Below are 10,913 nucleotides of genomic sequence, written 5' to 3'. Positions count from 1 at the left end.
CGCTGGGGGGGGTGCATGGGGGTGGTGGGGGGGGGGTTGGTGTCGGCCCCACCCCCCCCCCCCCCCGCCACCTGCCAAGCGGAGCGCGCGCCAGCTGGCCGTATGCCCGCCGACACGGTTAGGAACCACGCGGGCGCGCCCCCACCGGCCTATCTCCCCTCCCCCAACGGGAGGGGGCGGGCCGGAAGGGTAGGGGTGTGGGACGTAAAGCGCAGCAGTCCCACACCCCTACCCCGGAGGACCGTCACCGGCAGCCGAACAGCCCCGCGCAGCGGACCTCGCCCGCCGCAGGCGAACCCAGCGAAACCCCCACGGCGGGTAGGCCGACAACGTGGGCCGCAACAAAGCGCAGCGGAAGGGCAGGCGAACCACGACAACCCTCACGGCCGGACAGCCGACAACGCCGGAATCAAGCAGCGCGCAGCGTCTGCCGCTGGCGGCCCAGGCCGTCGATCTCCAGCTCGACGACGTCGCCGGCCCGCAGATACGGCTTGGGCTCCGGCTGCCCCATGGCCACGCCGGCCGGGGTGCCGGTGTTGATGACATCACCCGGGTACAGGGTCATGAACCGGCTCACATAGCGGACCACTTCGGCCACCGGGAAGATCTGGTCGGCGGTCGTGCCGTCCTGCTTCAGCTCGCCGTTGACCCACAGCCGCACCCCGAGCGCCTGCGGGTCGGGCACCTCGTCGGCGGTCACCAGCCAGGGGCCCAGCGGGTTGAACGTCTCGCAGTTCTTGCCCTTGTCCCACTGGCCGCCGCGCTCGATCTGGAAGGCGCGCTCGGAGACGTCGTGTGCCACCGCATAGCCGGCCACCGCCGCCAGCGCCTGCTCGTCGCTCTCCAGGTAGCGGGCGGTCCGGCCGATGACGACCGCCAGCTCCACCTCCCAGTCGGTCTTCACGCTGTCGCGCGGCACCAGCACCGTGTCATCGGGGCCGACGACGGTGTCCGGGGCCTTCATGAAGAGGATCGGCTCCTCGGGGGGCGCCGCCCCCGTCTCCCGGGCGTGGTCGTGGTAGTTCAGCCCGATACAGACGATCTTGCCGATCCGGGCCACCGGCGGACCGGTGCGCAGCCCGGCGGCGTCGAGCCGGGGCAGCCCGCCGGACGCGGCGGCGCCGCGCAGCCGCGCCAGCGCCCCGTCGTCCGCGAGCAGCGCTCCGTCGATGTCCGGCACCAGGCCCGACAGGTCCCGCAGGACTCCCGCCTCGTCGAGCAGCGCCGGGCGTTCCGCCCCCACCGGTCCGACACGCAGCAGCTTCATCGGTTCAACTCCCGTGGTCGAAGGGTCGGCCCCGGAAGGGGTCTTCCGGGCCGGCCGATGGGGGACGGCCATCGGGCAATTTGGCTGATCCTCCAAGAACGGGGTCCAGTCCGCAAGACCCCGTTCACGGACTGGACCGTTACCGAGGGGTAGTGACGACGCCGCGCCCCTTGGCCGGCCGCGCCCCGGGGGCCGCCACCTCACCCCGCTCGCCCCGCTCACTCCGCTTGTCCCGCTTGTCCCGCTTGTCCCGCTGGAGCAGTGCCCGCTCGCACGCCGTCCAGGTCGTCGTCGTCACCATGTACAGCCCGGCGGCCAGCGGCAGCACGGCCACCGTGATCAGCGTGCCGAACGACAGCAGCGGCAGCACCTTGCCCATGGCGGCCATCCCCGGGACCGCGGCCGAGCCCGCGGCCGGCGCCGGGGCCGCGGCCGCCGCGGCCCGCGCCCGCCGGTAGTTCCAGGTGGCGACCGCCGCGATCAGTGCGAACAGCGCGAGGTAGACCAGGCCGTGCGGCCCGAAGGGGCCGCCGTCGGCGAGCGCCTGGCTCCAGTGGCCGCCGAGCGGCGCGCCCAGCAGCGTGTGGTCCAGCAGCCCACCACCCCCGGCGGAGAAGAGGTGGTACATCACGAAGAAGACGGGCAGTTGGAGCAGGGTCGGCAGGCAGCCGGCCAAGGGCGAGGAGCCGGTCTTGGCGTACAGGTCGGCCGTCGCCTTCTGCAACCGCTCCGGGTCGCCCTTGTGCTTGCGCTGCAACGCGGCGAGCTGCGGGGCGAGCGCGGCCCGCGCCTTCTCGCCGCGGACCGCGGCGCGGGCGAGCGGATGCAGCGCGGCGCGTACGGCAAGGGTGAACAGGACGATGGCCACGGCCGTGGCCGCGGTGCCGAGGAGCGGTTCGATCGCTTGGGCGCCGCGCGCCAGCGCATCGCCGAGGAAGCCGAAAACGGACATGGGTGAGCCCTCCACGGGTCTCGTCGTGCCGGGATGTGGATTCGGCGTGACGAGCCGCGCGGACGCGGAAAGCGGTCCGGAAGGAAGTAAGGAAGAGGGAAGTAAGGAAGAGGAGCGCGCCGCGGGCAAAGCGGAGCGCGGTCCGGACGTGCGTCTACGCGGCCGTCGGGAGGGCGCGGCCCGGTGCCCTGGGCCGCGGGCGCCCGGCCGCGTCGGGATCGCGCTGCGGCAGGAACGCCGTACGTCGCTCGCGGTCGCGGATCGCCGTACGGACCCGGCCCGGCGGGAGGGGCGGCGCACCCGCCGCGATCAGGAAGGCACTGCACAGCAGCAGCACCGCGGCGGTGGTCGCGGCGGCGGTCAGGGCCGTCGCCAGCCCGCTCTGCGCGAGCAGGAGCCCGGCCAGGAAGACCAGGAGCGCGCAGGTGTACAGGCGCCCGGCGTTGACGATGCGATACATCCGGCCCCCTCCCCGCGTCCGGCCGGCCGACAAGACTTGTCGTCTTCCGCTCAAGAGTAACCGGAGATCTGGGCAGCGGGCGGACCGGCCGGTAACTTGCCCTCCCTGCCGTGGGGACGGCAGTGGACCAGGGGGGAATCAAGGGGGAACACCTAGGAGGTGCTGTGCGCGACATCAGCGTTCCGGCCCTGGCGGCTCCACTGCGGACCGGCGGTCTGGCCGACTCCGTCTTCGACACCGCCGCCCACCAGCCGGACTTCGTCCAGCTCGCCCGCCGCGACGACCGCGCGCCGGGCGGCTGGCAGGAGGTGTCGGCGAAGACGTTCCGCGACGAGGTCATGGCGCTGGCCAGGGGGCTGCTGGCGGAGGGCGTCCGGCCCGGCGCCCGGGTCGCGCTGATGTCCCGTACCCGCTACGAGTGGACGCTGTTCAGCTATGCGCTGTGGGCGATCGGCGCCGAGCTGGTCCCGGTCTATCCGACCGCGTCGGCCGAGCAGCTGCGCTGCATTCTCAACGGGGCGGCGGTGACCGCGATCGTCGTCGAGCACGAGGCCCACGCCATGACCGTGGCGGAGGCCTGCGACGACCGCTCCCGGTTGCGCCGGCTGTGGCAGCTGGACCTGGACTGCGTGGCGCGGCTGACGGAGGAGGGCACCCGGCTGCCCGAGGCGGATGTGCACCGGCTGCGGCACGCGGTCACCCCGCGCAGCACCGCCGCGATCGTGCACACCTCGGGCACCAGCGGGCAGCCGCGCGGCTGTGTGATCACGCACGCCAACCTCGCCGCCCAGTGCGACACCCTCTACGCGGGCTGGGGCGGGCTGCTGGCCCCGCCCGGCGAACGCCCCTCGCTGCTGGCCTTTCTGCCCTTCGCGGGTGTCTACGGGCTGATGGTGCAGGTGGCGTGTCTGCGCGGCGGGGTGCAGCTCGCCCACCAGCCCGACCCGTCCTCGGACGAACTGCTGCCGGCCCTGGCGTCGTTCCGGCCGACGTTCCTGTTCGCGGTCCCGTACGTCTTCGAGAAGATCTGCGCGCACGCCGGGCGGGCCGCGGAACAGGCAGGCCGGCGGCGGACGTTCGACGCGGCGATGACGGTGGCGGTGCGCTACGCCGAGGCGCTCGCGGCCGAGGCGCGGGGCACCGGGCGCGGCCCCGACCTCCTCCTGCGGGCCCGGCACGCGCTCTACGACCGGCTGGTGTACTCCCGCATCCGGGAGCTGCTGGGCGGCCGGGTGGCCACGGCCGTCTCCGGCGGCTCGCCGCTGCTGAAGGAGCTGGGGCTGCTCTTCGCCGGCATCGGGATCACCGTCTACGACGGCTACGGCCTGACGGAGACCAGCGGCGCGATCACCGTACAGCCGCCCGGGAAGGTGCGGTTCGGGACGGTGGGCCTGCCGCTGCCGGGCAGCGCGGTGCATCTGGCGCTGGACGGCGAGGTGTGGGTGCGCGGCGCGGTGGTGTTCGCCGGATACCTCGATGCCGGGAACGACGGTGGCAGCACGCCGGGCAGCGGGCTGTACGACGGCTGGCTGCCGACCGGCGACCTCGGGCATCTGGACGAGGAGGGCTACCTGGTCATCACCGGGCGCAAGAAGGACATCATCATCACCAGCAACGGCAAGAGCGTCGCCCCGCAGGGCCTGGAGCAGCGGCTGTGCGCCCATCCGCTGATCTCGCAGTCGGTGGTGGTCGGCGACAACCGGCCCTATGTGACCGCGCTGATCACCCTGGATCCGGAGGCGCTCGCGCACTGGCGGCGGCTGCGGGGCGACACCGACGGGCCCGACAGCGGCTCGGGGCCGTCGCCGCAGGAGCAGCTGGAGGCGGAGGTGCGGCGGGCGGTGGCCCGGGCCAACGCCTCGGTGTCCAGGGCCGAGTCGATCCGGGCGTTCCGGGTGCTGCCGGGCGAGTTCAGCCAGGAGTCCGGGCTGATGACGCCGTCGATGAAGCTGCGCAGGGCGGCGATCGTGCGCGCCTACGCGGCGGAGATCGACGCCCTGTACGCGCGCGGGGAGCGCGAGGCGCCCGACACCCGCAGCGAGCGCCGCCGGTGGACGGCGGCAGGCCTGTACGCGCGCTGAGCGCAGGGGGCGGCCACCCACGCGGACGGGGCCGGGCCCGCACGCGGCACCGTAGCAGTGTCGCGGCGGGCCCGGCCGTTATTTGTCCAGGGGTGAGAACCCCGGCCGCAAAGCCCGGTCCGGCCCCTAGCGTCCGGTGGCATTCCAGTAGGGACGAACCGGGAGGCCGTGTGCGGTCGATCCTCAGCAACTCCGCAGCATCCGGGCGGACCATCGCCACCGGACTGGTCGTCGCCGCGCTCGTGGCCACGCTCGCGGCAGTGCTGCTGCCCGTACAGCTCTTCGGTGAGAGCGCGTCCGCGGCGACCAACACCGTCGCGTACGACGATGACGGCGGCGGGACGGTGAACACCCGCTACGGTCCGCTGACCGCGATGGACCGCGACTTCGTGCGCAAGGTCAGACTGGCCGGGCTGTGGGAGCTGCCCGCGGGCCGGCAGGCGCAGGAGCGCGGCACGACCGCCGCGGTGCGCACCGCCGGCGACCATCTCGTCGCCGGGCACACCGAGTTGGACCGGCGGTCGATCGAGGCCGGGCGGGCGCTGGGCATCCAGCTGGCCAACCAGCCCACGCCCCAGCAGCAGGGCTGGCTCGCGCAGATGAGCGCCGCCCAGGGCGACGACTTCCCGCCGGTCTTCGCGGAGCTGCTGCGCAGGGCGCACGGCAAGGTCTTCGGCCTGGTGGCGATGGTCCGCGACCAGACCCAGAACTCCATGGTGCGCGCCCTGGCGAACCGGGCCAACACCGTGGTGCTGGACCACATCACGGTCCTGGAGAAGACCGGACGGGTCGACTTCCACACGCTGCACAGCAGCTGAGCCCCCTACGGCCCCGGGCGGCGGCGCTCCTCCCTCCCCTCTCATCCCCTCACCCCCCTCATCTCCCCGGACGAAGCGAAGTGATCTCATGAGGCAACGGCAGCAGGCCCAGTCCCATAAACGCTCGCGTTTGACGAACAGAATGCTGGTCGCCGCGGCCGCGCTCCTGCTGGGCGGCGGTGGCCTGGCCGTGGTCGCCACCACGGCGCTGGCCGGCAACAACGCGCCCGACGCGGCGGCCGGCCATCCGCACACGGTGACCGCCACCACCGTCTCCTGCCCCGACGTGGGCCAGAAGCTGCGGAAGGTGCCGCGCAGCGCCCAGCTCCAGGTCTCCAGGGGGCTGGCCTCGCTCGACCGCCAGGTATCCGACGCGTACCACAAGATGACCGAGGGCGCGGGCGACGAGATCCTCGCCCGGCTCAAGAAGCAGCGGTCCCAGACGATCGGCACGATGGTGACGGCGATCGCCAAGGACGCCACGCGGCCGGACTATCTGCTGAAGATGAGCGGCTGTACGACCCAGCCCACCGGCGAGGACGGCCAGGCCGCCGCCAAGTCCACCAACGACGGCTGGAACCAGAGCCAGCAGCAGTACCCGAACCAGAGCCAGCCCCAGGGCCCCGACCAGAGCCAGCCGCAGGACCCCAACCAGGGCCAGCAGCCGGGACAGGTCCAGGGGCAGAACGGCGGGCAGCAGCAGCCGGGGCAGCCCGGCGGCCCCTCCCCCGACGACTTCGTCGACATCACCTCCGTCCAGCCCAACGCGGGCGACCCGCCCTTCGCCGCTCCCCAGGGGAACAACGCCTCGACCGGCACCTTCACCACCGAGTGCGGCCGCAACGAGGACGGCCACTTCAACTCCGACAACGTCATCGTCACCCCGGGCGTCAGCAACGGCGCCCACCACACCCACGACTACGTCGGCAACAAGGCCACCGACGCCTTCGCCAACGACCGAAAGCTCGCCGACTCCGACACCACCTGCCAAAACGGCGACCAGTCCACCCACTACTGGCCGGTGCTGCGCAAGCTGGACGGCACCTCGGAGCAGAAGCCGGGCGCCGGCCACGACGGCAACAACGGCTCGGTGCTGACCCCGGCCTCGGTCAACCTCACCTTCCGCGGCAGCCAGAGCGGACAGGTCCGGGCGATGCCGCGCTTCTTGAAGATCATCACCGGTGACGCCAAGGCGTTCACCAACGGCACGAAGAACGCCAACGCCTCCTGGAGCTGCACCGGATTCGAGGACCGCCAGCTCAAGGACAAATACCCGCTCTGCCCCCAAGGCTCCCAGGTCGTGCGCACCTTCGCCTTCCAGAACTGCTGGAACGGCCGCGACATCGACAGCGCCAACCACCGCGACCACATGGCCTTCTCGGACCAGAACGGCAACTGCCCGAACGGCTTCACGCCCGTCCCGCAGCTCGTCCAGCGCATCACCTACGACGTCCCGCAGGGCAACAGCTTCGCCGTCGACAGCTTCCCCGAACAGCTCCACAAACCGGTCACCGACCACGGCGACTTCATCAACGTGATGCCGGACGGCCTGATGAACAAGGCGGTCAACTGCATCAACAGCGGGCGCGAGTGCCGCTGACGCACCCTGGAGGAGGGGCCGGTCCGCCGCACGGCGGGCCGGCCCCTGCCGACGTTCCACGCTCACCGGCATGAGCCCGCCCCCGCCGGCGCCCCAGGCGACCCGGTAAGGTGGCAATCTTCGGGCGGCCCACGCACCCGGAGTCCCCGAAGGCGTACGCCATGACGCACCCCGACCGCCCCGACCGCACCGCCGGTGACGCACGACTGCGACTGTCCGCCGCGCTGGACCGCCTCACCGCCGTCTTCCGCGGCATGACCGCCCACCCCGACGAGAGCAACTGCGAGTGCCACTGGGGCAGCGCGGAAGACCTCGCCCTGCTGAAGGTGCCGGACGCGGAGCTGTCCTGGGACCTGCTGCAGCGCACCTGGCAGGCCATCGACTGGACCTACAAGGCCTCGGTGCTGCGCCGCATCCTGCCCCAGTTCGCCACCGCCCTGGCCGCCGGCCGCATCAAGCCCCTCTTCGGCATGGAGGAGGCCGGGCTCACCTTCCACCGCGCCGGCTGGCAGCAGTGGCCCGCCGACCAGGCCGCGGCCGTACGGGAGTTCCTCGATGCCTGGTGGGAGCACACCCTCACCGATCCCGACCCCGCCGTGCCCGCGTACCAGGTCCTCGCGCTGACCGCCGAGGCATCCGGCACCCTCACCCCCTGGCTTGGCACCTGGGAGACCCACACCCACCCCACGGCCGACCGGCATCTGGCCCAGGTCGTGGACCAGTGGGAGTCCGAGCTGCTGCGCGACGAGCTGCCCTGGGACACCTGGCACGACAAGGAAGCCATCCGCACCGAGCTCGCGGCCTGGCTCCTGCGCCACGCCCCCGCCCGTCTGCGGTCCCAGGGCGCCCCCGACGACCTGCTGCACCGGATACGACTGCTCGGCCTCACCGAACCCGACCGCTGGGACGACCCGCACTGGCCCGGCTTCTGATTCCTCCGCGGTGCGGCGCTCGCCACATCGGCCTGATCTTTCTGTTCTTCGCGGCCGCCCGCGCGTAGATTCCAGAGGTGGACTGGGGGACGCTGGTGGCGACGGTCAGCGGTGGCTCGATCGCCATATCCGGGACCGTACTCGCCGACTATCTGCGGCACCGCCGCGAGGACGACCGCGGCGCGGGGGCGCGCCGACGCGCGCTGTACCTCGATTTCATCCGCGCCGCCGGCGTCTGCCACGCACGGCTGCGGCAGATCGCACAGGACCCGGACGCCGAGCCCGATCCGGACGCGGCCGCCCGTGCGGCGATGGACGACTCCAAGATCCATGAGGTGCGCGAGAGCCTCTACATCGACGCCAGCACCGCCGTCGCCGGCGCCGGCCAGGCGATGTTCGAACGGCTCCGCGCCCTGCGCCGGGTCGTCGCCGAAGGAGCCGCGCACGACTCACCGGCCTTCCACGACGCCTACCACCCCTATATCGGCGCGGTCTGGGCCTACCGGGTGGCCGTACGACGAGAACTCGAGGGACAGCCCCTCTCCCCCGCGGAGTTCGGCTGGGACGACTGGGACGGCACCGACCGCTGCTCGGTCTGCCGGCAGGCCACCGCTCCGGGAACGTAGGAGGACGGCGAAAGGAACGGGATGGACCGCCACATCCGCACCGTGGACGACGTACTGAGGCTTCTGGACGGCCTGTTCGCGCCGGAGGCCGACCGCTGGACGGCGGACGGCGCCGCCTGGTGGGACGGTTTCTACGCCGACCGCTCCAAGCCGGTGCCGTTCTTCGTCGCGAAGCCGGACGAGAACCTCGTCTCCTACCTCGAACGCGGTCTGCTCACCCCGGGCCGGGCCCTCGACCTGGGCTGCGGCCCCGGCCGCAACGCGCTCCACCTCGCCGCACTCGGCTTCGAGGTGGACGCCGTCGACCTCTCCCCGGGGGCCATCGCCTGGGCCAAGGACCGCGCCCGGGAGGCGGGAGCCGAGGTCGCCTTCCACTGCGGCGACGCGTTCGCCCTGGCCGGCACCGTGCTCGGTGGCCCCTACGACCTGGTCTACGACTCCGGCTGCTTCCACCACCTCCCGCCGCACCGGCGGATCAGCTACCTCGCCCTGCTCGACCGGGTCCTCGCCCCGGGCGGCCATCTCGCCCTGGCCTGCTTCGCGGCCGGCGCGATGGGCTCCGAACTCCCCGACGGCGACTTCTACCGCACCTCCGGCCTCCAGGGCGGCCTCGCCTACACCCCGGCGGACCTGCGCCGGATCTTCAGCGACCTGACGGAGCGGGAGCTGCGCCGGATGCGCGACGAGCCGGCCGACTCCCCGCACTTCGGCGAGCCCTTCCTGTGGACCGCCCTGTTCCGCCGCGACCCACCGCACCCCCGGGCGGGCGGCGGTGCCCGCCCGGGAGTCGGCTGAAGCGGGCGCTGCTACTGGAGCATGCCCTCGATGACGTCCGTGTCCGCCGGGGAGACGCCGGTCGTGGTGACGCCGGACGCCGTGCCGGGCAGGCGGAGCGAGCCGTCGACGAGGCCGGTGACGTACAGGTCGGCATGGCCGTCGCGGTCGGTGTCGCGCAGCCGGACCGTGGCGCCGAAGCAGTCGTTCCACGCCACCGAGCCCGGTACGCCGGGGGTGTTGCGGGCGAACCACTGGGAGCCGGCGCCGGTGACGCCGTTCGGGCCGCCGCGCAGGACGTGGACGCCGCCCTCGGTCGTCTTCGCGCTGATCTTCTCCCCGTACACGCCGACCGCCAGGTCCTGGTAGCCGTCGCCGTCGACGTCGGCGGCCGAGAGGGAGGAGCCGAAGCTGTCCCCCGCCTCGGGGGTGCCGGCGACGCCGGCGGTGGCCTGGGTGATGCGGGCGCTTGCGGCGGGGCCGGTGGCCGAGCCGTACCAGAGCGAGACCCGGCCCTGGTAGTTGCCGTACATCATGCTGCCGACCGCGAGGTCCCCGTAGCCGTCCTTGTCGAAGTCGGCGATCACTCCCGCCCCTTCGGCGCCGTCTCCGTAGCCGTTGACCAGGCGCAGGGTCTTGCCCGGGGTCAGCGTGGCGCCGCCCTTGACGAACCAGGCGTCGGTACCGAACTCGGGAGTGTCGGCGAGCCCGACGACGACCAGGTCGGTCCGGCCGTCGCCGTTGATGTTCCCGGCGACCAGGGACCGGGCGTCGAGGCCGGCGGAGGACCTGTTGAGGGTGGTGACCGGACCGGTCGCGCCGGCGGGAGTGAGCGGGCCCCGGTAGACGTAGGTCCTGCCCGCGCTGATCGCGGCGAGGTCCTTCTTGCCGTCCCCGTCGAAGTCACCGACGGCCAGGTCCCGGCCGAAGTGGCCGTCGGACCGCTTGGCGCCCATGTTGGGGACCGCGGTGCCGCCGGACAGGCCGCCCGCACCGCCCCACAGGATGGTGACGGAGCCCTGTTCGCTGCGCCCGTCGACGTCCTCGCCGTACGCCGTGACCGCCAGGTCGGCGTATCCGTCGGCGTTGAAGTCGGCGGGGGCCATGACGCCGCCGAACAGGTCGCCGTCCTCGTCGGCGCCGGGGACACCGGGGCTGGACTGGTCGATCACCTGGGTCCGGGTGCCGGGTCCGGTGGCGGTGCCGAAGGTGACCACAACGCCGCTGCCCGGGCTGTGGCCGGGCGAGTAGGTGGCGTAGTCGCGGTAGCCGTCGCCGTTGAAGTCGTCCGCGTACCTGGCGGCGGCCGCGCTCGCGGGCGGTGCCGAAAGGACGGGGACGAAGGCCGCCACCAGAAGCGCCGCGCAGGCTGCGGGGCGTATGCGCATGAGATGTCTCTCCCG

The 10,913-nt window shown here is 72.9% G+C and carries 10 protein-coding genes; 6 read left to right on the top strand and 4 right to left on the bottom strand.

The genetic code is table 11. The features are described 5' to 3' along the window. Positions 1-409 precede the first annotated feature (409 nt). From ACZ5XZ_RS30090 to ACZ5XZ_RS30080, 3 genes are all read right to left on the bottom strand, one after another. Entirely contained in the window at positions 410-1,267 is an 858-nt protein-coding gene (locus ACZ5XZ_RS30090) for a fumarylacetoacetate hydrolase family protein (protein WP_468983541.1), read from the bottom strand. A gap of 139 nt (positions 1,268-1,406) precedes the next feature. Continuing rightward, positions 1,407-2,219, bottom strand: coding sequence for a YidC/Oxa1 family membrane protein insertase (locus ACZ5XZ_RS30085; protein WP_468983538.1), 813 nt, complete (start codon positions 2,217-2,219; stop codon positions 1,407-1,409). A 154-nt stretch (positions 2,220-2,373) separates the two neighbouring features. Then, complete coding sequence (locus ACZ5XZ_RS30080; RefSeq protein WP_468983536.1) at positions 2,374-2,679, bottom strand: DUF6412 domain-containing protein; 306 nt, start codon at positions 2,677-2,679, stop codon at positions 2,374-2,376. Positions 2,680-2,843: 164 nt separating this feature from the next. On the opposite strand from ACZ5XZ_RS30080, the gene ACZ5XZ_RS30075 reads away from it, so the two are divergent. From ACZ5XZ_RS30075 to ACZ5XZ_RS30050, 6 genes are all read left to right on the top strand, one after another. After that, on the top strand, positions 2,844-4,760 hold the full coding sequence (locus ACZ5XZ_RS30075) for an AMP-dependent synthetase/ligase (RefSeq protein ID WP_468983534.1): 1,917 nt from the start codon (positions 2,844-2,846) through the stop codon (positions 4,758-4,760). A gap of 170 nt (positions 4,761-4,930) precedes the next feature. Beyond that, the gene (locus ACZ5XZ_RS30070) at positions 4,931-5,578 is read left to right on the top strand and encodes a DUF4142 domain-containing protein (RefSeq protein WP_468983532.1); all 648 of its coding nucleotides are present in this window, start codon (positions 4,931-4,933) and stop codon (positions 5,576-5,578) included. Between the two features lie 142 nt (positions 5,579-5,720). Further along, on the top strand, positions 5,721-7,178 hold the full coding sequence (locus tag ACZ5XZ_RS30065) for a DUF1996 domain-containing protein (protein WP_468983560.1): 1,458 nt from the start codon (positions 5,721-5,723) through the stop codon (positions 7,176-7,178). Between the two features lie 161 nt (positions 7,179-7,339). After that, positions 7,340-8,110: a hypothetical protein gene (locus ACZ5XZ_RS30060; protein ID WP_468983529.1), complete on the top strand. Its 771-nt coding sequence runs from the start codon at positions 7,340-7,342 to the stop codon at positions 8,108-8,110. Positions 8,111-8,187: 77 nt separating this feature from the next. Next, on the top strand, positions 8,188-8,736 hold the full coding sequence (locus tag ACZ5XZ_RS30055) for a CchlQ (protein WP_468983527.1): 549 nt from the start codon (positions 8,188-8,190) through the stop codon (positions 8,734-8,736). 21 nt (positions 8,737-8,757) lie between these two features. Next, positions 8,758-9,531 (top strand): class I SAM-dependent methyltransferase, encoded by a 774-nt coding sequence (locus ACZ5XZ_RS30050; RefSeq protein WP_468983525.1) that lies wholly within the window; start codon positions 8,758-8,760, stop codon positions 9,529-9,531. A gap of 11 nt (positions 9,532-9,542) precedes the next feature. Here the strand turns inward: ACZ5XZ_RS30050 and ACZ5XZ_RS30045 are convergent, their stop codons facing one another. Then, complete coding sequence (locus ACZ5XZ_RS30045) at positions 9,543-10,898, bottom strand: FG-GAP-like repeat-containing protein (RefSeq protein ID WP_468983523.1); 1,356 nt, start codon at positions 10,896-10,898, stop codon at positions 9,543-9,545. Between the last annotated feature and the right edge of the window lie 15 nt (positions 10,899-10,913).

It is taken from the genome of Streptomyces sp. NPDC033270, from assembly GCF_055576575.1.
This window is presented reverse-complemented; position numbering and strand designations above follow the sequence as displayed.

Coding starts and splice junctions, on each gene's coding strand:
- ACZ5XZ_RS30045 (WP_468983523.1), bottom strand. CDS start 10,898: ATGCGCATACGCCCCGCAGCCTGCGCGGCGCTTCTGGTGGCGGCCTTC.
- ACZ5XZ_RS30060 (WP_468983529.1), top strand. CDS start 7,340: ATGACGCACCCCGACCGCCCCGACCGCACCGCCGGTGACGCACGACTG.
- ACZ5XZ_RS30080 (WP_468983536.1), bottom strand. CDS start 2,679: ATGTATCGCATCGTCAACGCCGGGCGCCTGTACACCTGCGCGCTCCTG.
- ACZ5XZ_RS30065 (WP_468983560.1), top strand. CDS start 5,721: ATGCTGGTCGCCGCGGCCGCGCTCCTGCTGGGCGGCGGTGGCCTGGCC.
- ACZ5XZ_RS30090 (WP_468983541.1), bottom strand. CDS start 1,267: ATGAAGCTGCTGCGTGTCGGACCGGTGGGGGCGGAACGCCCGGCGCTG.
- ACZ5XZ_RS30050 (WP_468983525.1), top strand. CDS start 8,758: ATGGACCGCCACATCCGCACCGTGGACGACGTACTGAGGCTTCTGGAC.
- ACZ5XZ_RS30085 (WP_468983538.1), bottom strand. CDS start 2,219: ATGTCCGTTTTCGGCTTCCTCGGCGATGCGCTGGCGCGCGGCGCCCAA.